This window comes from Marinomonas gallaica, assembly GCF_049821165.1.
Lineage (GTDB): Bacteria > Pseudomonadota > Gammaproteobacteria > Pseudomonadales > Marinomonadaceae > Marinomonas > Marinomonas gallaica.
In genome coordinates this window covers 1,508,361-1,531,248 of sequence record NZ_CP187511.1, presented here as the reverse complement: position 1 = coordinate 1,531,248, position 22,888 = coordinate 1,508,361, and the positions used below count along the sequence as shown (strand labels likewise).

The window sequence follows — 22,888 nt, the reverse complement described above, 5'->3', positions numbered from 1 at the left end:
GATTAGATTTCAAATAAATTACAAGCATTTGGAATTAAATCGTCTAAATTACGATACGTCTTTGGTCGCAAAACAATCGACCCCATTAAGGGATGAAGGTCTCGTAACTTATCACTTAACTGTCCTACGCCAGGATTAATTGGCTCATAGGGATAGATATGATCTTGGATACTCAGCTTGTGTAGTTCATCAAGCTCGTCCTGAAGCATGGATTTCATTGCGAAAAATAAATCCTTGCTGTTTATATCATTTGTTTCCCAATATGCATCAGACAAAGCGCTATTTAGTTCGTAAAATATATGTAACGCATCAGATACGGTTTTTTGACTCATAGTGTCTCCATAAAACGAGCATTCTGTTTACATTCACCCTTGTATTGGTAGATGCTACCCCCATAACCACACTCTAGCCACGAAAAAATGCAGGTAAATTGATTTTGAGTACTACAATCCAATCTGACGTGACATCTGACAACTTGTGGCCATCGTTACAAGCTGAAGCTGAAAAACTAGCACAAGATGAACCTATTTTGGCAAGTTATTTTAATACAACAATACTTCGTCATGATTCTCTTAGTTCTGCTTTAAGTTTTTTACTGGCCAGCAAGCTTGATAGTATTTCCATTCCCGCAATGGTTTTGCGAGAGGTTTTTGAAGAAGCAATGTCCGACAACCATTCAAACATTGTCGACTGTATTAAGCAGGATATCTTATCCATCAAAGAACGTGATGCAGCCTGCGACTGCTTAACGACGCCGTTGCTTTTCTTCAAAGGTTTCCATGCACTGCAAACCTACCGCGTTGCTAACTGGCTATGGAAACAAGGCCGGGAAAGTTTAGCGCTGTACCTTCAAGGACAAATGTCTATGGTGTTTGGGGTGGATATACACCCTGCTGCACGCATTGGCTGTGGCGTCATGCTCGACCACGCGTCAGGTTTAGTGGTCGGTGAAACCTGCGTGATTGAGGATAATGTCTCGATTCTACAATCTGTTACCTTAGGTGGTACCGGTAAAGAAACCGGTGACCGTCACCCGAAAATCCGCTCAGGCGTATTGATCGGTGCTGGTGCCAAGATTTTAGGCAACATCGAAGTGGGTGAAGGTGCGAAAGTAGGTGCCAACAGCGTGGTCTTAGACCAAGTAGAACCACATACGACTGTGGCAGGTGTCCCTGCGAAAGTGGTTGGTCGCAATAAAGAGAAAGAACCTTCCCGCGAAATGGATCACACCATCGGTGGCTGTATCAAAGAATAGCTTTTGGTTACAACATTAAAAAAGGGCCTAAATAGCCCTTTTTTAATGTCTGATCTTATTAACTGAGCTAATAGCGTTGCTGCACAGCCTGTTTCGGCACCAATTGTATCGTTTCGCTTTCCGTATCAAACAGTAATACCGCTTCACCACTTTTTAATGAGCGAAGCGCTTGTTCGCGTTTTTGTTCGGTTGATAAATCATATTCCCCATAATCTGTGCCATCACGGGAAACAATGTCGTTGAGCACATTATTTAGAGTGTCGGAATCTAAAGAATCAAACGGGATCAACGTATCCATTATACCGCTCCTAACGTTATCAACATTTCATGTAAGGCTTCTTCATCCATTACAGGCACCTCAAGCGACTGCGCCTTAGTCAGTTTAGAGCCAGCTTTTTCGCCAGCCACCAAACAATCAGTCTTACCCGACACAGAGCCGCTGACTTTCGCACCTAACTTAATCAGCATGTCTTTGACTTGGTCCCGCGAATAACGCGTTAAAGTTCCGGTGACAACGTAGGTTTTACCTTCTAAAGGCTGCTCGCCAACCTCATCAGCGTCTTCTGATTGCCATGTAATACCTTGCTCTAATAGCCCTTGTACTGTTGCAACGTTGTCTTCCTGATCAAAGAACATGCGAATGTGCTGAGCAACAATTGGTCCAACATCTTCCACTTCAATCAAGTCTTCTTCCGTTGCCGTCATCAGTTTTTCAAGAGTGCCGAAATACTGTGTGACGGTGCGTGCCGTTGCTTCACCTACTTCGCGAATACCAAGGGAATAGACAAAGCGATTGAACAAGGTTTGTTTTGAAGCTTCGATGGCATCAAGTAGCTTCTCAACCGACTTGTCCCCCATACGCTCCATAGCTAATAGACGCGCAGGCTTATCTTTGAGCAAATAGATATCCACGGGCGTTGCCACCAACTTTGCTTCGACCAACTGTTCAATCAGCTTATCACCCAGACCGTCTATATCCATGGCCTTACGCGATACGAAGTGCTTTAGACGCTCCTTCAACTGAGCACCACATACTAAGCCGCCGGTACAGCGCTGAACAGCTTCGCCTGTGACACGTTCAATGTCTGATTCACATACCGGGCATTGGGTTGGGAACTGAATCTCTTGCGCATCATCAGGACGACGCTCTTCAATCACTTGCACGACTTGTGGGATAACATCACCAGCACGACGAATGACCACCCAATCATTCACCTTGACACCTAGACGGTCCATCTCATCTTGATTATGCAGTGTTGCATTAGACACCGTAACACCACCCACAAAAGTAGGCTGTAAGCGCGCGACTGGCGTAATGGCGCCCGTTCGACCGACTTGAAAATCAACGCCTAAGATCTGTGTCACTTCTTCTTGAGCAGGAAATTTACGAGCAATCGCCCAACGCGGCGCCCGCGCAACAAAACCAAGCTGTTTTTGTTGCGCAATGCTGTCGACCTTATAGACAATCCCATCGATATCATAACTTAGGCCATCACGTTGCTCTGAAAGCTGAGCAAAGTAATCCAAGCAACCTTGAACCCCTTCTACGCGAGACATTAAATCGTTCACTTTAAAGCCCCACTTCGATAACTGTAGCAGCCCGTCGTAATGACTGTCTGGCTGCGACCAGCCTTCCGCATAACCAATACTGTATGCACAGAGCACCAGAGGACGCGCAGCTGTCACTTTAGGATCTAGCTGACGTAAGCTACCTGCCGCCGCATTACGCGGATTAACAAACGCCTTCTCGCCTTTTTCAGCCGCTATTTGATTGAGCTTTTCAAAACCAGCTTTTGGCATGTAAATCTCACCACGAACCTCAAGTACAGGAGGGGGTGTTTCAGTCCGCAGTTTTAAAGGTACTGAATAGATCGTTTTAATATTCGAGGTGATATCTTCGCCCGTCAACCCATCGCCACGGGTAAGGCCGCGTACCAAATGCCCATCTTCATAACGTAAACTGATGGCCAATCCGTCTAATTTAGGTTCACAGCAATAAGTAATCGATGCTTTGCCCGACAGCTTCTGAATACGCTCATCAAAGTCCACCATACTGTCATTATCAAAGGCATTGTCCAGCGAGAGCATAGGCACAGTATGAAGGACAGAAGAGAAACCATTATCAGGCTTCTCACCAACTCTCTGAGTGGGTGAATCGGGTTGTATCCATTCTGGATGTTTCGCTTCAATTTGCTGTAACTCCCGATAGCAGCGGTCATATTCTGCATCCGGTACTAATGGTTCATCCTTTACATGATAAGCGTAGCTATAGTCATTTAGTTGATTGGTCAACGCTTTTAGGTTTTCTAAGGTAAAGGCTTGATGGTCGCTCATAGTGTTCTCAAACAGGTACTGATAGAAAGAATAAAGGCCCCTATAGGGGCCTTATGAAAATAGATGGGCTAAGAGTTACGTATTTTCTTAGTCAACTGCCTGCGCTCAAAATCTTTGATACGCTGGCGACAATGAGCAATGGTTTGATCGCTCATAGGTTCGCGACGCTCGTCACGTAACTCTCCCCCTAGATTTCGCACTAGGGTTTGTGCTGTTTCCAACATAAAGTCGTAGGCTTTCATGCTGTTCTTCGGCCCAGGTAGGCCCATGAAGAAACTCACGCCAGGGCAATCGGTTTCACCCATGGTATCCAGATCAAACGTGCCAGGCTCGATGGCATTGGCCATAGAAAACTGAATTTTGCCTTTATCAAAACCTTCTTCGTGTCGATGGAAAATATCCATATCTCCGTAGCGCATACCACAGTTTAGAACCAGCTGTAGCAGTTCCATACCAGCAAACGGTTCATCTTCTGGAGAAAAGACATTAATTACGATGACTTCTTCGATTTCTGCCTCTTCATCGTCGTCTTCAGTAGGCTCAGACAACGGTGCGAGATTAGAGGATTGATCTAAATCGACACTTGAATAATCACGCTCAAAGTCTACATCAGCTTCTTCTTGCTCTGAATAAGATTCGTGACCGACATCCAGCTCATCATAGCCATCGTAAAGCACATTACCGTAGTCGTGTTCGGTATTAATATCTTGGTTGGATTGTTCGTCAAATCGGTTCGGAACTAATGAAGCTAATTCATCTAATTCAAACTGATCATTTCGATCAAGCTCTGGGCCTGCATCTACTTTATGAGGCAAATCCGTCAAAGGACTACGAGCTGTTTTACGAGCATTCTCAAAAGCATTCATTACAGGGTCAGCATGCTCCTCTTGATGGCCCACAGGACGGGCACCACCATTCGGAAGCTCACGACGTAATGACGCTTCTTTTTTACGTTCTTCAGGGTCATCATAAGGAGAATCATCAAAAGTCCTTACCGCTTGTGATTTGCGATAACGACGATACCCATCGACTAATATGCCGATGATAATGATGACACCAATTACAATTAGCCACTCACGCAAGCTAAAATCCATTATAAAAAATCCGCTTCAGATCAATACATTTGCCCGTATTATCAGCCTAAGCGAAGAGGAGTTCAATTATAAGGACACATTGACCTTAAAAATCTTGCTGCTATTGCTTGGTACGGACGATAAATAACCAACTATTTGTCCCTGAGTGAGGTCTTGAGCATCATTTCGAGAACGTTTTACAACAACATCGACTTGCTCAACCTCAGACAGTGTTTGACTTGGCATCAAATTATCAATATTTGTCAGCACTATCGGTACACTAAATTGCGTTGCTGTGATGCGTTGAATCGCAACAGGCATTGGCTGATCCGCCAATTTTGCATACACCAAGAATACATCGTCTTCTGATAAAGCACCTTTATTCAACACCAATTGTAACTGTAACCGATGAGTGATCAGCGCAGGAACTTGCTCCTCACTAATTCCGCCTTGTTTACGTGCTGCTGCAATTCCAGATAACAAATCAAACCTTTCTTGACGGTCTTGCCCCAAACGAATAGCTTTTTGCCAGACCAAAATAGCGTTTTCATACTGACCCGCATCAAAATCTACAATGCCCTGCAAACCAAGTGCTTTGACATTCTCTGGATCTGTTGCCAAGACACTTTCTACTTGATGGCGCATTTCTGAAGACACGGTATTGTTGTTAGCATAAAACATAGCTTGCGCCAGCTCTACTTGAACATTAATACGCTCTTCAGAATCTGGCTCCAATTTTTTTAGTACTTGGCGGTATGACGCAATGGCTTCTATGTAATTTTGCGCCAGCACTTGTTCACTGGCTAAGTAATACCAATCTTCTGCTCGGTCGTAGCGTGCCACTCGATAATTTAGAAATTCTGAAATGTCTTTTTCATCCGCAGTATCACTGACCATTTTTTGCGTAAATGTGACATCCGGTGCAAAGCCTAAATGATGATACAAAGCCGCCGAGCCGACTAATACGACCGCCACCGTTGCGGCCAACCAACTACGCGCTAAACCTGTCTCTTTGTGTAACGTTAGCTTACCATGATTATTTATATAATTGGCTTCACTAACAATATCGTCATGCAGTTGTTCAGCCTCACTGTCCGTTAACCGTCCAGCATTACGCTCTTCTTCTACTTCGCTTTTACGAATCGCTAGAAACGTTTGCCCTGCATCTTCATTCGAAGATGCTCCACGATGACGCAAAATGAAGCGCACGAGATACAATAAACTCACTATGGTCAGAGAGACCATCACCAACCATGCCATCATCATGACTCAATATCCTTTTTCGATTGATGCCGTTTGTTTCTGACAATCACCACAACAAAGATCAATGCACCAATGGCCACTAAAGCAAATGGCCCATACCACAATAAAGCAGTACTCGCGTTATGTACTGGACGATACAAAACAAACTCGCCGTAACGCGCTACCATGTAGTCAATAATCTGCTCATTAGACTGACCATCATTGATCATTTTGTAGACTTGTTTACGCAAATCGATGGCGATACCAGCGTTAGAATCTTCAAGGTTTTGATTCTGACATTTTGGGCAACGTAGCTCTTCTATCAATATACGATAACGTTGCTGCTGTTCAGGCGTATCAAATGCTAAAGCGTCATTTGCAATGGACGTACTACTCCAAGTGGCCAGCACTAACAGCAAGGATGCTAGGCAGCGTCCAATCATTGCATGTATTCCTTTAAGGTTTGCCAAACCTCTTCATTAACGACACCTTGATGGCGATAGAGAATTTCCCCCGTAGCGCTGACAACAAAGGTTTCAGGCGCGCCTGTAATCCCCATGTCGACGCCAAACTTACCCATTTCATCCAATAGAACCAATGAATATGGGTTGCCACGTTCGACAAGCCACTGCTTTGCTGCAGGTGTTTCATCTTTATAATCAATACCCACAATATTTACGCCTTGCTCTGCAAGCTCACCTAGATAGGCATGTTCAGCACTGCATGAAGGACACCAAGTAGCCCAAAAATTCAGTAAGTAAGGTTCATCCGGCATTGCCTCATTGGAAACCACTGAATCAGAAGCCATATCGACGAGTTTAAACTCTGGCATAGGTTGACCAACTAATGCAGAAGGCATGTACCCAGTGTCTTTGCCCAATTGCTGATAAAACACTACACCTAAAGCAATAAAGGCAATAAGAGGAATAAAGAACAATAATTTTTTCATGTTAAGCTCCTGTTTTGCGACGGTAACGCTTATCCCAAGCAGCCAATAAACCACCTGCCATCATTAAAATACCGCCCAGCCAAATCCAACGTACAAAGGATTTAATATAAATTCGAACGCCCCAAGCACCATTGTCTAGAGGCTCACCTAGAGATATGTAAAGATCGCGGGTAAAACCTGGATTCAACGCAGCCTCTGTCATCATTTGACGACGAGCTTGGTATAAGCGTTTCTGCGGTTGCATTTGCGCCACAGATTGTCCGTCTTGGTACACATTAATTACAGCGGTATCCGCTGTATAGTTGGGTCCTTCGACATGCCGCGTCCCCAAAAATTCAAATTCATAATCACCCACCATAACCCGCTCACCGGGAGCCATACGTACAACTGCTTCGGTACTGTTCAAACTCACAAAGATCACGCCAACTAAGCTCACAGCGACCCCAAGGTGTGCTAACTGCATCCCGTAATAATGTCGCGGCAACTTGCGGGCACGAGTCCAGATCGATTGACGCTTAGATAACACTTTATCCAACCAATCGCGAACACACATAAAGAATAGCCACAATGCAATCGCAAAACTTAGCCACATGTACCAGTCAAAACTATGGAACGTAAACACAAAGGCTGATAAGGACACGGCTAAAACGGCAGGAAGAGCCGATGCACGCCACAGTAACGCACCTTTCGTATTATGCCACTTAGACAATGGCGCTATTCCCATAAACACAATAAGTAGCAGGGCTATAGGACTAAACACCGCATTAAAATACGGCGCACCTACCGATATTTTACCTAAATTTAAGGCATCGAATATCAACGGGTACAAGGTGCCAAGCAACACCGTCAGTGTGAGTATTGTCAATAGAATATTATTAATCAGTAACCATGACTCTCGCCCAGTTAAGCCAAAACTAACCTGAGATTTCACCTGCGAAGCGCGCAACGCGTACAGTAATAAGCTGCTGCCAATAATAAGCACCAACAAAGCTAAAATGAATACACCACGAGTCGGATCGGCGGCAAACGCATGCACCGACGTTAGCACACCAGAACGAACCAGAAATGTACCGAGCAAAGACAAACTAAACGTAAAGATCGCCAGTAATACCGTCCAGCTTTTGAAAACCCCTCGCTTTTCCGTCACCGCTAAAGAATGGATCAACGCGGTACCCGCTAGCCAAGGCATAAGCGACGCATTTTCAACCGGATCCCAAAACCACCAACCGCCCCAACCTAATTCGTAGTATGCCCACCAGCTTCCTAAAGCAATACCAAGGGTTAAAAATGCCCAAGAAACATTGGTCCACGGTCGTGCCCAACGTGCCCATGAGGCGTTTAAATTACCCGTAATCAAAGCTGCAATAGCAAACGCAAACGCCACTGAGAAACCTACATAACCCATATACAACATGGGTGGATGAACAATTAAACCTATGTCTTGCAGCAGAGGGTTAAGGTCAACACCATCAGCCGGCGTATCAGGTAACAAACGAATAAAGGGCGAGGAAGTAAACAGAATAAACGCCAGAAACCCCGTTGCTACAATGCCTAAAACACTCAGAACCACAGGACCTGTGCTGTTTGGTAACGAGTCACTTTTATACGCTAAGGTGGCCGCCCAGATGCATAGAATTGTAATCCATAGTAACAACGACCCTTCATGCCCTCCCCAAACGGCACTGATTTTGTACCAAATTGGTAATAAGCTATTAGAATGCTGGCTGACATACAAAATAGAAAAGTCATCTTGAGCAAACGCAATGGCTAAAATAACAAAGCTGGTGCATGTCAGTGTTGCCATCAAATACGTCAAAGGCTTTGCTGTGACCAGTAAAATAGCGTTTCTCTGAAGGTAACCAACCATTGGCAGTACCGCCAATGCCAAAGCAAACATCATTGCGAGGATCAAAGCATAATGCCCGATCTCTGGAAGCATCATCATGTCAATTTCCTATTGCGCCTTGGATTGTTCTAGAGCCGCCGACACTTCTGGTGGCATGTATTCTTCATCATGCTTTGCAAGCACTTCACTGGCAATCAACACACCACGCTCATCAAGCTTACCTTGTGCCACAATGCCCTGCCCTTCTCGAAACAAATCGGGCAGGATGCCCTTATATTCAATGCGCAGTGAATGTTTGTAGTCTGTTACCAGAAACGCAACATTCAAGCTATCAGACGCGCGCTCAACACTGTTTTCTACGACCATACCACCTGCCCGCAGCGTCACGCCTTGTGGCGCTTCCCCAGCTTCAACCTGAGTCGGTGAATAAAACAGGTTTATATTTTGCGACAGTGCATACATCACCAATCCAATAGCCGTGGCTAACACAACTAGAATAACACTGATGGTCACTATGCGTTTCTTTCGAACTGGATGCATTTAACGGCTCTGCTCCCTCTGGTAACGTTTTTTTAACTGCTTTTTCAACAGCTTATTGTGATGGCGAGTTGAGAAAAATAACCCAACTAACGCCAAGGCACTAATGCCATAGGTAGACCATACGTAAAGCCCATGGGTTCCCATTTGTAAAAATGCTGAAATGGACTCAAATGCCATGTTCCAATACCTCTTTTTTCACCCAATTGGCTTTACGCTCGCGCATTAACACTTCGGTCTGCATACGCCACATCGAAACACCTGCCGCAAACAAATACAGACCTATCGCAGAAAACAACAATGGCAACCACATTTCCATCGGCATAGAGGGTTTCTCAGTCAGCTTAAACGTAGCGGGCTGATGAAGGGTATTCCACCATTCCACTGAATACTTAATAATTGGCAAATTAATCACCCCAACGAGGCTTACAACTGCCACAGCTTTATCGGCAAACACTTGATCGTCTAATGCGTTTTGAATCGCCATAACGCCCATGTAAAGTAAAAACAGTACGAGAACAGACGTAAGACGCGCATCCCATACCCACCATGTTCCCCAAGTTGGTTTGCCCCAAATTGCCCCTGACACCAATGCAATCAGCGCCATAATGGCGCCGACAGGCGCAACAGATTTGATAAACACTGGCGCCAACTTCATTTGCCACACCAATGAGACAAAGCCTGCGACGCCCATCGCTAGATAGCAGCTTTGTGCCAAAACAGCGACAGGAACATGAATATAAATAATACGAAAACTATTGCCCTGCTGGTAATCCTGCGGCGCAAAGCCTAGTCCCCAAACAACGCCAACTAACAATAATGCCAGTCCCACATAGACACATCGGCCACCCCAGTTGCTGGCCCACTGGTAAAACCATTTTGGTGAGCCAAGTTTATGAAACCATGTCCAATTCATTAATTTACACTCGCTCTAATTGAAACCGCCGCCATAATTGGCGACAAAGCCAAAGCGACTAACGATATGGCCCCTAAAATAGCTAGCTGACCGCTGTAAGCCATTTCCATTTGTGCTGCGCGTACCGCACCAGTCGCAAAAACAATCACGGGGATGTATAAAGGTAAGATCAACAACAGCATCAACACAGCGCCACGGCGAAGAGAAACTGTCAACGCGGCACCAATTGATCCAATGAAAAAGAGCGCTGGCGTGCCAAGCAGAATCGAGCACATCACCACACCCAGTGCAGAGGCAGGAAGAAACAACATCTGAGCCAATAAAGGTAACACCAACAATAGCGGTACCACGACCATGACCCACTGAGCAAATACCTTTAAAAACACCAAAATAGAAACCGATAAACCGCTCGCCAGCCATTGTTCTAAAGAGCCGTCGTTATAGTCTTCTTTGTACATTCCTTCTACCGCCATCAGAATGGCTAAAGCCGTCGCACACCAAATAATGCCGCCAGCCGCAGGTGAAAGAAATTCAGAGCTAGGGTCAACACCTAAAGGAAACAACGTAATGACCATGACAAAAAACAACAGCGCATTAAGCGTATCTTGTTTTCTACGCAATAAGGACAGCCACTCTGATTTAAAGTAGGAACGATAATTCATACCGATAACTCAATAACCTTAGGAGATAGGTGCAATAACGGTTGATGGGTAGTGATCACCACAGCCCCTCCTTCTGATAAATGCGCTGCCATTTTTTCTTCTAATACAGAAACCCCTTTAACATCGAGGGCCGTAAATGGTTCGTCCAAAAACCACAAGGATTTATCTGTTAGCCAAAGGCGAGCTAAGGCAATCCGACGCTTTTGACCTGCCGATAGTTGTGCAGCAGGGGTGTCAGAAAACGCAAGAAGTTGAACCTCTTCGAGGGCTTGTTCAAGTTGTCGATCGCTTTTATCAGGGCAGTACAACTTTAAATTTTCCAATGCCGTAAATACATTTTTTATGCCTGGCGTATGACCGAGATACAATTGATCCTGAAGCAACATATCACGATGTTGTGTGACATCTTCGCCGTTATAAATTAATTCACCGTCTTCAATTGGCACCCAACCTAAAATGGCTTTCATCAAAGAACTTTTGCCTGCGCCATTTTCACCGGCGATTCTAATCAAATCACCACTTTGCACTGAAAACGATAATTCACAGCATAAATCTCGTTCACCACGCTCGATTGACAGGTTTTTTATGTCTAATTTCACTGTTTTTCGCAAAAGAAATACTCGTACAGGCCGATAAATGAGTTAGAGCACGTCTCTAAATTAGCGCCTATTATAAAATATATTTCTAGGTTTTCAGAAAGAAAGGGTGGTGAAAGCATGATCACGGACATAAATTCGCTTGTTTCTGGGGCAGGAAAACCCGCCTCTAGCCAATCGTCCGCAACTTCGTCTATTGGAACGATCGCCAAACTAAACAGCGAATTGAAATTGATCGAAGGCATGCAATCCGTTCAAATAACTTCGGTGAAGAATGCTCAGACCTCTTCCGGTAATAGCCAACTTATCGGTGTGACACGCAACAACCAACAACAACTCACCTTAATCAACGATAAGCCTTCGCCTAATTTACACGCTGGAGATAAAGGCACCATCAATGTTACGGGCAATCAGGTTACATTGACGGTAAACATAGCAACCAAAGATTCATCAACGCACACTCAAACCCCCACTTCAAACGCGCCACATTCGACTCAAACATCAGCATCAAGTTCAACACCTACTAGCAGTAGTACACAATCAAATACAGCGCCTACACAGCAAACGTTGACAGCAAAACCCTCACCATCGGCAGCGACCTACCAAGCAGCGAACTCGCCAGCCATCCAACAAGCTAAAACCGTCGCTCAAGTGGCCATTGCGAGTCGTCCAATTACGCTCACCGTAATAAGCAGTAATGCAGAGCTCGCGCGACCTAGTGGAGCTAATAATGCTGTAACCGATAAAGCGCCCTCAATGTCGGTTCAAAGTGTGCCTACTGCCATACCAACTAGCAAAACCACGACATCAGCAAATACGATAGCGCCTCCGACACAAACAACAGCTACTTTAACGAATACAACTTCAACGCCAACACACACGGAAAAAAACACAGCGACTTCATCAATGAACTCGACTATGTCCGCAAGCTTGCAAAACGCGACGACCAATCCATCTAATAACGCTAAAAGCGCTGCCGCACCACTGCAAACGTCATCCATTACGCAAACACAAGTCAATTACTCCGCAGTAGTCAGTGATGGGGAGGAGCAGTTTACATTAACGACCAAACACCCTCTTAAACCTGGCGATACGCTCAACGTCATCGTTGATAAGCAAGGGCAATTACAGCTTTACCCCACAGAACGCACTAACACAACAGCCACAACCCTAACGGAAGGTCTTAAACAAACTCTGCCTAAACAAGTAACACCCCAAGAGTTTATCTCGCTTATCCGACAATTAAGTACCTTGTCGCAAGCTCAGAACGCCACTGCACTTCCTGAGAAGCTATCGGCTGCAATTGATCAGCTGGTTAAGCAACTACCAAATATCCAAAGTTTGACCCAATCAAGCGATAGCATAAAGCAAGCGATTCAAAATTCTGGCTTGTTTAGCGAAAACAACCTCGCTAACAAAGCGAATTTGGTCTCTGATTTGAAGCTCAACCTTTCCCGTTTAGAAGGCGTAAATAATGAATTATCGAAACAAGCGCCCGTGACAAATAACCTTTCTGCCAATAGCTCACAACAAGCGCTTAATATGGTGGCTGGAGCGATTGAGCGCATTACAACAAGCCAAGTAAGGCACTTAATAGAAAGCGCTCAACAAGACGGCTCTATCTTACCGTTAACCGTTGAAATACCGATTAAAGACGGACAATCGACCTCCATCGTCAATTTACGCATTGATAAAGATGACTCTGATAACGAAACCCAAGAACCTCATAAACGCCGCTGGCTCGTTCAATTAAAGTTCGAATTTGAAGAAACAGGAAGATTTGAAGCACGTGCCAGTGTGCAGGATAAAAAAGTGGGGGTTCTTTTTGCGGTAGAAGATGCCAGTACTGAACAAATGATTCGTGAACGATTAGATGATCTAAGGGCAAACCTAAGAGCAAGAGATGTCGAGATTGAAACTTTGGACTGTTTCAGAGCAAAGTTAAACCCTCAGCCTAATCAATACCAAGAAACATCGAACAAACGACTTATTGATGTGAGAACTTAAATGCATCCTAAAAAAGCAGTTGCTTTAAAATACGATTTTCAAAGTGCCCCAACTATTACAGCGAAAGGTAGCGGCTATTTAGCTGAGCAGATTATGCGCGTTGCAGAAGAGAACAATGTGTTACTTCACAAAAGTCCAGAGCTGGTCGAAGTCTTATCAACACTTGAATTGGGTGATGAAATACCGGAGACACTGTATCTTGCCGTCGCCGAAATTATCGCCTTTTCCCATTCGCTTAAAGGATCGGGCGACTATGGCATCAATTAATTACTAATAGGATTGGCTAGAGCTAGGCGCTTTACGAGACTCTTTTTTTAACAAACTGATGAGCTCTGCTTCTGCTCGTATCAGGCCGCATTTGGATACTAAGTCGTCCACCGAGGCGCCCATTTCAAGCAACTCCATGGCACGGTTGTAAGATACACTGCTGCCTTCTTTTGAAATCAGTTCGGACTGTCTCTCGACGGCCATATTCAAACGCTTCTCAATGGCAACAAGACGACGTCCCATGCCAATTGAGCCAGATGCCAATACCTGAACTTGCTTCTTTTGCGCTTGTTCAGCTTCTTGCGCTGAGCGTTCAAACCTCTTCAGCTTTCGAGAAAGGCGAAATGCCCACACTGCTAACGCTACAAGCAATAAAAATTGTAGCACCAGCAAAAAGTTAAAAACCCATTGAGATTCCATTAATCGCCTTTTGAAACTCTCTTCATTCTAAATAGAAGCGATTTCGCTCCACTCATCTTCAGAAAGCATTTTATCTAAATCTACAAGAATCAACAAAGTATCATTTTTATGACAGACACCTTGAATAAATTTAGACGATTCATCATTCCCCACACTTGGCGATACTTCAATTTCAGACTGTCGTAGGTAAACAACTTCGGACACGGCATCCACTAAGATACCGATCACATGGCCGCCTACCTCAAGAATCATAATACGCGTTGCGTCTGAGATTTCACCTGAGGCTAAGTCGAAACGCTGGCAGGTATCAATCACGGTAACAACGGTACCACGAAGATGGATAATACCTAACACAAAGGAAGGTGCACCTGGAACAGGCGCTATTTCTAAATAACGCAACACTTCTTTCACTTGCATTACATTGACGCCATAAGTCTCGTTTTCAAGGCGGAATGTTACCCATTGAAGCATTGGATCATCGTTTTCTTTAACTTCATTTTTTAAAGCGATACCTGTCGACATCACGACCTCCACAAGCTTAATCTTTCAAATGTTTACGAAAACCGTTATCTGGGTCTTCCAGTAACTCGATAAAACCCTGTACATCTAATATAGCGCACATATGATCAATTACCGTACCGGCTAACCATGGACGTCGACTTCGATCCGAGCGCCACTTCACTTGAGACGGTTCCAGCGAGATTGCTTCAGCAACTTTCTCACAGGCTAACCCCCAATCCGAGCGGTCTAGTTGAATCACAAATTTAAAGTGTTCTTTGAGCTCACCTTCATAGTGATTCGGCATTACCCATCGTGCTGTATCAACCGTACGAATGTTATGCTCACCCACATTGGCCATGCCCATAAACCATTTAGGCTGACCAAATATTTCTGTGAGTTTTTCATCGCTTGATTGATAGATACCACCTAACTCAACCAATGGCACAGCAATTTTTAAAGCACCAACATAAAATAATAGGCATTCAAAACGACTTTGAGACCAAGGTAGCGGCTCTGTTTTCGCTATATATTTAGAAGGCTCTGGCTCTGGCTCTGGCTCTGGCTCTGGCTCTGGCTCTGGCTCTGGCTCCTCTGGCTCTGGCTCTGGCTCTGGCTCTGGCTCTGGCTCTGGCTCTGGCTCTGGCTCTGGCTCTGGCTCTGGCTCTGGCTCAACAGTATCTTCCATTAGAGTCTCATCTAACAACTCTGTTTCAGAGGCGACATCCTCTACGAAAGCATCTTCGTCTTGAGTGACCTCAACATTTTCTAAAAGAGCTTCTTGCTCTTGCTCTACTTCTTCAAATGAATCATTAGCAAGTGCAGCAAGATCAGATTCAATATCCCAAGTTTGGATCTCGGCTTCTTGTAATAAAGGGGCTTCATATTCCGCTTGGATCGTTTGAATCGCGGTTTCAAAGTCAGCAAATGATGCATCCAACGCTTGGTAATCTAATCCCGCTGAATCGTGTGACTCGACTTCAACCCCATCGCTTTCAGGCTTATCAAAGCTTTTCTCAGAAATTTCTTCAACAGAGCTAATATCTTCAATAGTGCTTTCGGTATTTTCTAACATTGCTTCTTGTTCAGCTGGTTCAGTCTGCTCAGCAAGAAGCTCAGGCTCCGAGAACGTCGATTCCTGTAATAAGTCGTTTAAATAGCTCTGCAGCGCTTGTTGTGGGCCATTTAATGTATAGTCTTTCGTTTTAGTATCTTTCATTCTTTTTAACCAGATGGATTTAGTAAAGTATCCATCAAACTGGCGTAAGCTTTCACACCTCGAGCATTAGCATCCAATGCAGAGGGAGCTACCCCTGCTGTACTCGCATCTCGTAGTTTGGTATCTACTGGAATGACAGAATGCCATACGGCGTCTTCATATAAATCTTTCAAACTACGTAAGCTTTTATTAGATGCTTGAGTCCTACGATCAAATAGTGTTGGCACAATCGTATAAGGAACAGGTCTTTTTCTAGCTCTATTGATCATGGTCAAGGTGCGTATCATTCGCTCTAAGCCTTTAATTGCTAGAAACTCCGTTTGCACAGGAATCACCAGCTGCTGACAAGCCGCTAACGCATTGATCATCAACACCCCCAACACTGGAGGACTATCGATTAAAACATAATCGTAATCGTCCCATAGTATGGCAAGCGTTTTTGAAATAACTAACCCCATGCCACCTTGTGCTTGGGCATGTCTCTCTAAAGTCGCAAGCGCGGTTGATGCCGGAATTAAAGATAAATTAGGATGCCCTGTTTCTAGAATAACAGAACGCGGTAACTCTTCTGGGATCTTGCCACTTACTTGAAATAAATCATAACCACTGTGCTCAATGGAATCAGGATCAAAGCGAAAATAACTAGTCAATGAACCATGGGGATCAAGATCGATCATTAATACTCGATGGCCAGCATCCGCTAGTAAGCCGGATAAACTAACAACTGTTGTGGTTTTCCCCACGCCACCCTTTTGATTTGCCACCGCCCAAATGTGCACACCGACCCCTTAGATGTTATGCAAGAAATTTACGTAATTATTGCAACACAATCATATACATTAACTCGCTAGTTAAACAAGTAATCATACAAGTTATCCGCCTGACGCTTACTGATTTTTAACGTTACCCGGCGATTTTGTGCTCTAGCAAAGTCATTGCTATTACGAACCTGCGGGTTTTCACTCGAAAAGCCTATAGGTGCTAACAACTTAGGGTCCATACCGCGATACGTCAACTCATCAACAACAGAAGCTGCACGTAAACTTGAAAGGTGCCAGTTAGAAGGAATTCTAGTCGAATTTGTAGGTAAGTCATCCGTATTGCCAAGCACCAAGATTGGCGCTGGATAAGATCGTAATATACTGGAAACTACGATCATCAAAGCAACGGCTTCATTGGTTAACTCAAAGTCCCCTTGGTCAAATACAAGTGATGACTTCATATCTAAGGTAATCCAATTAGCATCTTCCGTGATAGATACTTGGCCAGATGATTGTAGAACCGGAAATTGAGAATTAATCGACTTATTGAGTGCGTCGTATAGCGGACTCTTGCCCTCAACTTCACCAGGAGGATTTTCAGCTTCAGATTGCTCGGCAGGAGCAACCTCTAATAATCGCTCACTCTCTGGCTGAGTAGCCACTGGTTGACCAATATTAATTGGCTTTATCGACTTTTGAACTGCATCAAACACACCGTTCAATGTTTCACTTAATACCTTTTCATTGCCTGCCTCTTTTAAGGAAATCGAATAAAGAGCAACAAAGAAGGCAAAAAGAAGTGTTATAAAGTCTGCATAGGAAAGGATCCAGCGGTCTTGGTGAGGAGCATCTTGTCCACGGTTACGAGACTTTCGGCGGCGACCATCACTCATAACCGCTTAATTCCAAATCAAGCCGTTGTGGATGCTTACCAATTGCTATTCCATGGATACCATCAATAAACATTTGGTTGTTTAGTAGTTCAAGATCAGCATAGCGATAAAGTTTACGACAAATAGGAAAAATCACTAGATTCGCAAACCCCTGACCATACAATGTTGAAACAAAAGCCACCGCGATACCATGCCCTAAGGCCTCGGGACTGTCTAGATTTGCCATGGCTTGTATCAAGCCTAATACAGACCCCATAATACCAAGCGTTGGTGCATAACCACCAATTGACTCGAGAAAGCTGATATAGCTACCGCGGCGGTCTCGAATACGCTCAGCTTCGTCATGTAATCGATCAGAAAGAAGCTCTGGATCTGCCCCATCAACAGCCATTTGCATCGCTCGAATTGCAAATTCATTATTTAGCGATTGAACATCGTCTTCCAAAGCGATAATAGAAAAACGTCTGGCTTTGTGAGCCAATTGATTCAGCGTACGACGATTACCACTGAGATCAAAAACAGGAGGGAATAACGACCAAGAAAGCATACGTAACGCGGCAATAGCTTCATGCAGACTACTCTGCGCTAACGCGGCGCCTAGACTTCCGACAACAACGATAATGGCCGAAGGAAGGTTCAGCAGTAAAACAACTTCCCCTCCTCCTAGCCAATTCGCTAGAAATACCGACGCAAAGGCAACAATCAACCCACCTAGCGTTAGAAAATCCACTAGCCAACCTCTTTAACAATTCGCTCGCCAATATGATCTAAATGAATCACATCGTCTGCCAAATCGGCTTTCTCGACGGCTTGAGGCATACCGTAAATAACGCAAGAGTCTTCACTCTGAATCCAAACTCGAGAACCAGAATTCTTCAACATACGAGCACCTTCACGACCATCTGCCCCCATCCCTGTCATAACAACTGACAATACTTTTCCTGGATAACACTTAGATGCCGATCCAAAAGTGACATCAACAGAAGGTTTATAGTTCAACCGCTCATCACCTTCAAGAATACGAACGCACCCACCGTTACGAGGATCCACCATCATTTGTTTTCCACCAGGAGCAAGCAGAGCCACACCAGGTTTAAGCTTATCGCCATCTTCGGCTTCTTTAACGGTAATCTGACAAATATTATTTAACCGCTCAGCAAACGCATGAGTAAAGGCTGCAGGCATATGCTGGACCAATACTAAAGGCGCAGGAAAGTCCTTAGGCAACTTTGACAGGACAGCTTGCAGTGCCATAGGGCCACCAGTAGATGTACCAATAGCAACCAAACTTACTTTCTTGCGGGCGCGTGGAATAATGACGCCTCGATCACCGCTCACAACAATCGGTCGCGGTGCAACTTTGGTTGCAGCTCTTGCAATCGGCTTAGAAATACCACCGGTCCTAGTTCTAGCAACCGTTAGAACTCGCTCCACTAAGGTATGCTTAACGACAGCCGAGTCTCGAGAAATATCCTCGAAGTTTTTCGGCATAAAGTCGACAGCCCCCGCCTCGAGTGCATCAAGTGTAACTCGAGCACCTTCATGGGTCAGCGAAGAAAACATAAGCACAGGCGTTGGCTTACTCTTCATAATTTCTGTAACAGCCGAAATGCCATCCAAAACAGGCATTTCATAATCCATCGTCACAACATCAGGAGACAGTGCTTTGACCTTATCAACAGCTTCCTTGCCATTATTGGCTGTCCCGACCACTTGCAAGCGAGGATCAGCACTAAAGATTTCTACTAGACGACGTCGGAAGAATCCCGAGTCATCAACGACCAGCACCTTCACTGGCATAATACAGCTCCTGTAACTTGTCTAGCGTGAAGCATAGCTCTTCAGCATACTTGGCACATCAAGAATGATTGCAATACGACCATCACCAGTGATAGTGGCACCCGCCATACCAGGCGTACCCTGCAGCATTCTGCCTAGTGGTTTGATAACCACCTCTTCTTGCCCCACTAATTGGTCAACCACAAAACCGACTTCGTTCATGCCAACTTGAACCACGACAACATGTGCTTCCGCCGGTTTCTCGTCGAATGCAGCGCCTTTAATCAGCCAGTTTTTCAGATGGAAGATTGGCAAGGTTTTACCGCGAATAACCACAACCTGCTGACCATCTACAATATTTGTTTTGTTAAGATTTAAATGGAAAATCTCATTAACGCTGACAAGAGGGAAGGCAAATGCCTGATCATTCAGCATAACCATCAAGGTTGGCATGATGGCTAGAGTCAATGGAACTTTGATGCTGAAACGAGAACCCTGACCTAAAACGGATTTAATCTCTAACGTACCGTTCAACTGTGAGATCTTCGTTTTCACAACGTCCATACCAACACCACGACCCGATACATCGGTGATCTCAACCTTGGTTGAGAAACCTGGCGCAAATATCAAGTTAAACGCTTCATCGTCAGAAAGTCGTTCTGCGGCATCTGTGTCCATCAAGCCTTTTTCTACCGCTTTACGACGCAATACATCCGCATCCATACCTGCACCATCATCATCAATAGACAGTAAGATATGATCGCCTTCTTGCTCAGCAGATAGAATAACGTGACCTACACGCGGTTTACCCTTGGCTTCCCGCACGTCTGGCGCTTCTACACCATGGTCTACAGAGTTTCGCACTAAGTGGACCAAAGGATCAGCTAGGGCCTCAACTAAGTTTTTATCTAAATCGGTATCTTCACCCCGAAGCTCTAAATTCACTTCTTTTTTCAGATTACGCGCCAAATCACGAACAACTCGAGGGAAGCGGCCAAACACTTTCTTGATTGGCTGCATCCGTGTTTTCATGACAGCATTTTGTAAATCGCCCGTCACTACATCTAAGTTAGCAACGGCTTTACTCATAGACTCGTCGTCACTCTGAAGACCTAAGCGAACTAGGCGGTTACGAACCAATACAAGCTCACCTACCATGTTCATAATGTCATCGAGACGTTTAGTATCAACTCGTACCGTTGTCTCTTGAACAACTGGCGCATGCTGAGATTTTTCTTTGGCTTCTACATCAGCTGTTTCGGGTTTTGCTGCAGGCGCAGCTGGCTTTTTAGGAGCAGCTTTAGGTTTCGCAGCTTTCTTCTCAGGCTCTGGCTTAGTAGCTTTCGGTTTCTCTTCCGTTTTAGGCTTAGGAGCACTTTTGTCCTCTGCTTTTGACGCTGCAGCTACATCTTCTTTAGGGCTTTGCCCCTTACCATGTAAGCTATCAAGAAGTTGCTCAAATTCGTCTTCTGTGATGAGGTCCGATTCAGAAGAACTCGCCCCAGCATCACCTTTTGGTGCATCTGAGACCGCTTCTTCAGCTGCTTTGGCTTCCCCTTCTTCCGCTATACCAGGAGCACTTCCACCATGCAGTTGATCTAACAGCGCCTCAAACTCATCTTCCGTAATTTCATCGGCATCAGAGCTGGCTGCCGTCGCAGCGGCTGGCGCTGCATCAGATTCAGTCGAATCAATGCCAGGGGCACTGCCACCATGTAACTGATCTAATAACGCGTCAAATTCGTCTTCCGTAATTTCATCTGAATCCGGTTCAGTATTATTAGCCTTCGGTGATTCAGAAGGCTTGTCTGATGAACCTAATGCACTTAGCAAAGACTCAAATTCATCATCTGAAATATCTTCATGAACAGAATCTGCTGCTGGCTCGTCGTTTGCTTCGGGCTCGTCGCTTGCTTCAGGCTCAACCTCTTCTTCAACAACGTCTTCTTCAACATCGTCTTCATCTGAATCACTATTCAATTCATCTTCAGAAGGTGGCTTAGCATAGAAACTTAAAGACTCAATGATATGAGGGTCTGCTGGTTCAGGCTCACCACCTGCACGAACAGTTTCAAACATTTCATTCACAGCATCTAGAGCTTGCAGTACCACGTCCATTAACTCTGAATCGACTTTACGTTGGTGGTTACGTAATATGTCAAAGACGTTTTCCGCATAGTGACAACAGTTAACCAGCGCAGTCAGCTGTAAAAAACCAGCGCCGCCTTTAACTGTATGGAAACCACGGAAGATTGCATTCAACAATCCAGTATCTTCCGGATTTTGTTCCAAATCCACTAATTGCTCTGAGAGCTGTTCCAGGATTTCTCCAGCTTCTACTAAAAAATCCTGTAGAATTTCTTCATCAACCTCGAAACTCATCCGCAGCAGCTCCTATTAAAAACCAAGACTCGAAAGCAAATCGTCGACTTCGTCTTGGTTATTCAGTACTTCAGGGTTATCATTCTTATTAATCGCTGGCCCGTGGCCTCGATCGTCGTCACGTTCCTTGTTCTCTGCCTCATGCTCCATACCAGAGATACTGTCAACTCTACCCGCAACAGATACAAGATGGACTAAACGTTCCTCTACGTCACGTATCAGTTCGTTAACTCGTGTAATTACTTGTCCTGTTAAGTCTTGGTAACCTTGTTCTAACAGTATGGTATTAAGGTTGTCATGCAAGGTTGTGGCACTTTCATCGGTAAGCTTCAAGAATGCATCAATTCGCTTATACAAATCGCGAAACTCTTGTGGCGTAAGATCTCGCTGTATCAATCGGCTCCAATCTTTATGTAACGCTTTAGCTTGGGTTTGCAGTTCACTTGCAACAGGTACACTACTGTCGACCATATCCATGGTTTTATTCGCAGCAGAACTGGTCATTTCGATCACGTAATTCAAGCGATCTGACGCATCCGTTATACGCGTCGGAGAATCCTTATCAGCACCCGCTGGGGCCGCACCGCTTTGCACCATCATTTCCACTGAATCGAGCTGGAAATCACGAATCGCATCGTGCAAGCTGCGTGTCAGATAACCAACCTCATTGTAAAAGCTATTATGCCGAGCCTCGCTTAACTCTTGGATAATCTTGATCGCACCACTAAAGTCACCGACTTCAATTTTGTTGAGCAAGTCTACGGCACCATCTTTTACAACAGTTTCGAACTCTCCAAGTTTTGACTCGTTTTCACTAGACATTTACAGCCCCTATTTTGCGGAATCAATACGTTCGAAAATCTTTTCAATCTTTTCCTTTAAGGCCACTGCGGTAAAAGGCTTAACAACATAGCCATTCACCCCAGCCTGAGCAGCTGCGATAATCTGATCGCGTTTCGCTTCCGCAGTTACCATTAAGACAGGAGTAGTTTTTAGTTTTTCGTCAGCACGAACAGCGCGAAGCAACTCAATACCTGTCATTCCAGGCATATTCCAGTCAGTCACAAGAAAATCAATTGTGCCTGTTTGGAGAATAGGCAGTGCAGTCGTTCCATCATCCGCTTCGACTGTATTGGTAAATCCTAAATCCCTCAGTAGATTTTTGATGATTCGTCTCATCGTTGAGAAATCATCAACAATCAGGATTTTCATATTTTTATCCAATGCAACCTCCACAACCCTTAGGTAAAGT

Annotated in this window: 26 protein-coding genes; 3 read left to right on the top strand and 23 right to left on the bottom strand. The window is 44.7% G+C overall.

The window, feature by feature from the left end; all coding sequences use genetic code 11:
* Positions 1 to 2 precede the first annotated feature (2 nt).
* Positions 3 to 332 (bottom strand): hypothetical protein, encoded by a 330-nt coding sequence (locus ACPUEK_RS07130; RefSeq protein WP_067030694.1) that lies wholly within the window; start codon positions 330 to 332, stop codon positions 3 to 5.
* Between the two features lie 116 nt (positions 333 to 448).
* Between ACPUEK_RS07130 and cysE the strand changes: the two genes are divergently transcribed.
* Positions 449 to 1,255 carry a serine O-acetyltransferase gene (gene cysE, locus ACPUEK_RS07125; protein ID WP_139084472.1) on the top strand — a complete coding sequence of 269 codons (807 nt, stop codon included), beginning with the start codon at positions 449 to 451 and terminating at the stop codon, positions 1,253 to 1,255.
* Positions 1,256 to 1,322: 67 nt separating this feature from the next.
* Here the strand turns inward: cysE and ACPUEK_RS07120 are convergent, their stop codons facing one another.
* From ACPUEK_RS07120 to ccmA, 12 genes are all read right to left on the bottom strand, one after another.
* Complete coding sequence (locus ACPUEK_RS07120; protein WP_067222505.1) at positions 1,323 to 1,553, bottom strand: YheU family protein; 231 nt, start codon at positions 1,551 to 1,553, stop codon at positions 1,323 to 1,325.
* Complete coding sequence (gene ligA / locus ACPUEK_RS07115) at positions 1,553 to 3,589, bottom strand: NAD-dependent DNA ligase LigA (RefSeq protein ID WP_425642786.1); 2,037 nt, start codon at positions 3,587 to 3,589, stop codon at positions 1,553 to 1,555. Before ligA ends, ACPUEK_RS07120 begins: the two co-directional genes overlap by 1 nt.
* Positions 3,590 to 3,657: 68 nt before the next feature.
* Positions 3,658 to 4,683: a cell division protein ZipA gene (zipA, locus tag ACPUEK_RS07110; RefSeq protein ID WP_067222511.1), complete on the bottom strand. Its 1,026-nt coding sequence runs from the start codon at positions 4,681 to 4,683 to the stop codon at positions 3,658 to 3,660.
* Between the two features lie 66 nt (positions 4,684 to 4,749).
* Positions 4,750 to 5,928, bottom strand: a complete 1,179-nt coding sequence (gene ccmI / locus ACPUEK_RS07105; RefSeq protein ID WP_425642785.1) for a c-type cytochrome biogenesis protein CcmI — start codon at positions 5,926 to 5,928, stop codon at positions 4,750 to 4,752.
* Positions 5,925 to 6,347, bottom strand: coding sequence for a cytochrome c-type biogenesis protein (locus ACPUEK_RS07100; protein WP_425642784.1), 423 nt, complete (start codon positions 6,345 to 6,347; stop codon positions 5,925 to 5,927). Before ACPUEK_RS07100 ends, ccmI begins: the two co-directional genes overlap by 4 nt.
* Positions 6,344 to 6,853 carry a DsbE family thiol:disulfide interchange protein gene (locus ACPUEK_RS07095; protein WP_425642783.1) on the bottom strand — a complete coding sequence of 170 codons (510 nt, stop codon included), beginning with the start codon at positions 6,851 to 6,853 and terminating at the stop codon, positions 6,344 to 6,346. Before ACPUEK_RS07095 ends, ACPUEK_RS07100 begins: the two co-directional genes overlap by 4 nt.
* A gap of 1 nt (position 6,854) precedes the next feature.
* Positions 6,855 to 8,792, bottom strand: coding sequence for a heme lyase CcmF/NrfE family subunit (locus ACPUEK_RS07090; protein ID WP_425643021.1), 1,938 nt, complete (start codon positions 8,790 to 8,792; stop codon positions 6,855 to 6,857).
* A 15-nt stretch (positions 8,793 to 8,807) separates the two neighbouring features.
* Positions 8,808 to 9,239: a cytochrome c maturation protein CcmE gene (gene ccmE, locus ACPUEK_RS07085; protein ID WP_067222513.1), complete on the bottom strand. Its 432-nt coding sequence runs from the start codon at positions 9,237 to 9,239 to the stop codon at positions 8,808 to 8,810.
* A complete protein-coding gene (gene ccmD, locus ACPUEK_RS07080) occupies positions 9,240 to 9,416 on the bottom strand; it encodes a heme exporter protein CcmD (RefSeq protein WP_067099700.1) in 177 nt (58 codons plus the stop codon).
* Entirely contained in the window at positions 9,406 to 10,152 is a 747-nt protein-coding gene (locus ACPUEK_RS07075) for a heme ABC transporter permease (protein ID WP_067222516.1), read from the bottom strand. Before ACPUEK_RS07075 ends, ccmD begins: the two co-directional genes overlap by 11 nt.
* The gene (gene ccmB, locus ACPUEK_RS07070; RefSeq protein WP_425642782.1) at positions 10,152 to 10,814 is read right to left on the bottom strand and encodes a heme exporter protein CcmB; all 663 of its coding nucleotides are present in this window, start codon (positions 10,812 to 10,814) and stop codon (positions 10,152 to 10,154) included. Before ccmB ends, ACPUEK_RS07075 begins: the two co-directional genes overlap by 1 nt.
* Positions 10,811 to 11,413, bottom strand: a complete 603-nt coding sequence (ccmA, locus tag ACPUEK_RS07065) for a cytochrome c biogenesis heme-transporting ATPase CcmA (protein ID WP_231872627.1) — start codon at positions 11,411 to 11,413, stop codon at positions 10,811 to 10,813. Before ccmA ends, ccmB begins: the two co-directional genes overlap by 4 nt.
* 117 nt (positions 11,414 to 11,530) lie before the next feature.
* On the opposite strand from ccmA, the gene ACPUEK_RS07060 reads away from it, so the two are divergent.
* Both ACPUEK_RS07060 and ACPUEK_RS07055 read left to right on the top strand, forming a co-directional pair.
* A complete protein-coding gene (locus tag ACPUEK_RS07060) occupies positions 11,531 to 13,417 on the top strand; it encodes a flagellar hook-length control protein FliK (protein WP_425642781.1) in 1,887 nt (628 codons plus the stop codon).
* Complete coding sequence (locus ACPUEK_RS07055) at positions 13,418 to 13,684, top strand: EscU/YscU/HrcU family type III secretion system export apparatus switch protein (RefSeq protein ID WP_425642780.1); 267 nt, start codon at positions 13,418 to 13,420, stop codon at positions 13,682 to 13,684.
* A 3-nt stretch (positions 13,685 to 13,687) separates the two neighbouring features.
* Here the strand turns inward: ACPUEK_RS07055 and ACPUEK_RS07050 are convergent, their stop codons facing one another.
* From ACPUEK_RS07050 to ACPUEK_RS07005, 10 genes are all read right to left on the bottom strand, one after another.
* The gene (locus ACPUEK_RS07050) at positions 13,688 to 14,104 is read right to left on the bottom strand and encodes a DUF2802 domain-containing protein (RefSeq protein ID WP_067222532.1); all 417 of its coding nucleotides are present in this window, start codon (positions 14,102 to 14,104) and stop codon (positions 13,688 to 13,690) included.
* Positions 14,105 to 14,131: 27 nt separating this feature from the next.
* Positions 14,132 to 14,626 (bottom strand): chemotaxis protein CheW, encoded by a 495-nt coding sequence (locus tag ACPUEK_RS07045; protein ID WP_067222536.1) that lies wholly within the window; start codon positions 14,624 to 14,626, stop codon positions 14,132 to 14,134.
* A 16-nt stretch (positions 14,627 to 14,642) separates the two neighbouring features.
* Positions 14,643 to 15,821, bottom strand: coding sequence for a chemotaxis protein CheW (locus ACPUEK_RS07040; protein ID WP_425642779.1), 1,179 nt, complete (start codon positions 15,819 to 15,821; stop codon positions 14,643 to 14,645).
* A gap of 5 nt (positions 15,822 to 15,826) precedes the next feature.
* Positions 15,827 to 16,600 carry a ParA family protein gene (locus ACPUEK_RS07035; RefSeq protein WP_067099718.1) on the bottom strand — a complete coding sequence of 258 codons (774 nt, stop codon included), beginning with the start codon at positions 16,598 to 16,600 and terminating at the stop codon, positions 15,827 to 15,829.
* A gap of 68 nt (positions 16,601 to 16,668) precedes the next feature.
* A complete protein-coding gene (locus ACPUEK_RS07030) occupies positions 16,669 to 17,475 on the bottom strand; it encodes a flagellar motor protein MotB (RefSeq protein WP_425642778.1) in 807 nt (268 codons plus the stop codon).
* On the bottom strand, positions 17,468 to 18,205 hold the full coding sequence (locus tag ACPUEK_RS07025; RefSeq protein ID WP_067222543.1) for a motility protein A: 738 nt from the start codon (positions 18,203 to 18,205) through the stop codon (positions 17,468 to 17,470). The genes ACPUEK_RS07030 and ACPUEK_RS07025 overlap by 8 nt, the downstream gene beginning before the upstream one ends.
* A complete protein-coding gene (locus tag ACPUEK_RS07020; RefSeq protein WP_067222547.1) occupies positions 18,205 to 19,275 on the bottom strand; it encodes a protein-glutamate methylesterase/protein-glutamine glutaminase in 1,071 nt (356 codons plus the stop codon). Before ACPUEK_RS07020 ends, ACPUEK_RS07025 begins: the two co-directional genes overlap by 1 nt.
* A 21-nt stretch (positions 19,276 to 19,296) precedes the next feature.
* Positions 19,297 to 21,636 (bottom strand): chemotaxis protein CheA, encoded by a 2,340-nt coding sequence (locus ACPUEK_RS07015; RefSeq protein WP_425642777.1) that lies wholly within the window; start codon positions 21,634 to 21,636, stop codon positions 19,297 to 19,299.
* 15 nt (positions 21,637 to 21,651) lie between these two features.
* Entirely contained in the window at positions 21,652 to 22,458 is an 807-nt protein-coding gene (locus ACPUEK_RS07010) for a protein phosphatase CheZ (RefSeq protein ID WP_067222552.1), read from the bottom strand.
* A gap of 9 nt (positions 22,459 to 22,467) precedes the next feature.
* Complete coding sequence (locus ACPUEK_RS07005; RefSeq protein ID WP_425643020.1) at positions 22,468 to 22,848, bottom strand: chemotaxis response regulator CheY; 381 nt, start codon at positions 22,846 to 22,848, stop codon at positions 22,468 to 22,470.
* Positions 22,849 to 22,888 lie beyond the last annotated feature (40 nt).

Bases quoted from the DNA above. Each gene is read 5' to 3' on its own strand.
- ACPUEK_RS07130 (WP_067030694.1), bottom strand. From the start codon at position 332: ATGAGTCAAAAAACCGTATCTGATGCGTTACATATATTTTACGAACTA.
- ACPUEK_RS07120 (WP_067222505.1), bottom strand. From the start codon at position 1,553: ATGGATACGTTGATCCCGTTTGATTCTTTAGATTCCGACACTCTAAAT.
- ligA (WP_425642786.1), bottom strand. From the start codon at position 3,589: ATGAGCGACCATCAAGCCTTTACCTTAGAAAACCTAAAAGCGTTGACC.
- zipA (WP_067222511.1), bottom strand. From the start codon at position 4,683: ATGGATTTTAGCTTGCGTGAGTGGCTAATTGTAATTGGTGTCATCATT.
- ccmI (WP_425642785.1), bottom strand. From the start codon at position 5,928: ATGATGATGGCATGGTTGGTGATGGTCTCTCTGACCATAGTGAGTTTA.
- ACPUEK_RS07100 (WP_425642784.1), bottom strand. From the start codon at position 6,347: ATGATTGGACGCTGCCTAGCATCCTTGCTGTTAGTGCTGGCCACTTGG.
- ACPUEK_RS07095 (WP_425642783.1), bottom strand. From the start codon at position 6,853: ATGAAAAAATTATTGTTCTTTATTCCTCTTATTGCCTTTATTGCTTTA.
- ACPUEK_RS07090 (WP_425643021.1), bottom strand. From the start codon at position 8,792: ATGCTTCCAGAGATCGGGCATTATGCTTTGATCCTCGCAATGATGTTT.
- ccmE (WP_067222513.1), bottom strand. From the start codon at position 9,239: ATGCATCCAGTTCGAAAGAAACGCATAGTGACCATCAGTGTTATTCTA.
- ccmD (WP_067099700.1), bottom strand. From the start codon at position 9,416: ATGGCATTTGAGTCCATTTCAGCATTTTTACAAATGGGAACCCATGGG.
- ACPUEK_RS07075 (WP_067222516.1), bottom strand. From the start codon at position 10,152: ATGAATTGGACATGGTTTCATAAACTTGGCTCACCAAAATGGTTTTAC.
- ccmB (WP_425642782.1), bottom strand. From the start codon at position 10,814: ATGAATTATCGTTCCTACTTTAAATCAGAGTGGCTGTCCTTATTGCGT.
- ACPUEK_RS07060 (WP_425642781.1), top strand. From the start codon at position 11,531: ATGATCACGGACATAAATTCGCTTGTTTCTGGGGCAGGAAAACCCGCC.
- ACPUEK_RS07055 (WP_425642780.1), top strand. From the start codon at position 13,418: ATGCATCCTAAAAAAGCAGTTGCTTTAAAATACGATTTTCAAAGTGCC.
- ACPUEK_RS07050 (WP_067222532.1), bottom strand. From the start codon at position 14,104: ATGGAATCTCAATGGGTTTTTAACTTTTTGCTGGTGCTACAATTTTTA.
- ACPUEK_RS07045 (WP_067222536.1), bottom strand. From the start codon at position 14,626: ATGTCGACAGGTATCGCTTTAAAAAATGAAGTTAAAGAAAACGATGAT.
- ACPUEK_RS07040 (WP_425642779.1), bottom strand. From the start codon at position 15,821: ATGAAAGATACTAAAACGAAAGACTATACATTAAATGGCCCACAACAA.
- ACPUEK_RS07030 (WP_425642778.1), bottom strand. From the start codon at position 17,475: ATGAGTGATGGTCGCCGCCGAAAGTCTCGTAACCGTGGACAAGATGCT.
- ACPUEK_RS07020 (WP_067222547.1), bottom strand. From the start codon at position 19,275: ATGCCAGTGAAGGTGCTGGTCGTTGATGACTCGGGATTCTTCCGACGT.
- ACPUEK_RS07015 (WP_425642777.1), bottom strand. From the start codon at position 21,636: ATGAGTTTCGAGGTTGATGAAGAAATTCTACAGGATTTTTTAGTAGAA.
- ACPUEK_RS07010 (WP_067222552.1), bottom strand. From the start codon at position 22,458: ATGTCTAGTGAAAACGAGTCAAAACTTGGAGAGTTCGAAACTGTTGTA.
- ACPUEK_RS07005 (WP_425643020.1), bottom strand. From the start codon at position 22,848: ATGAAAATCCTGATTGTTGATGATTTCTCAACGATGAGACGAATCATC.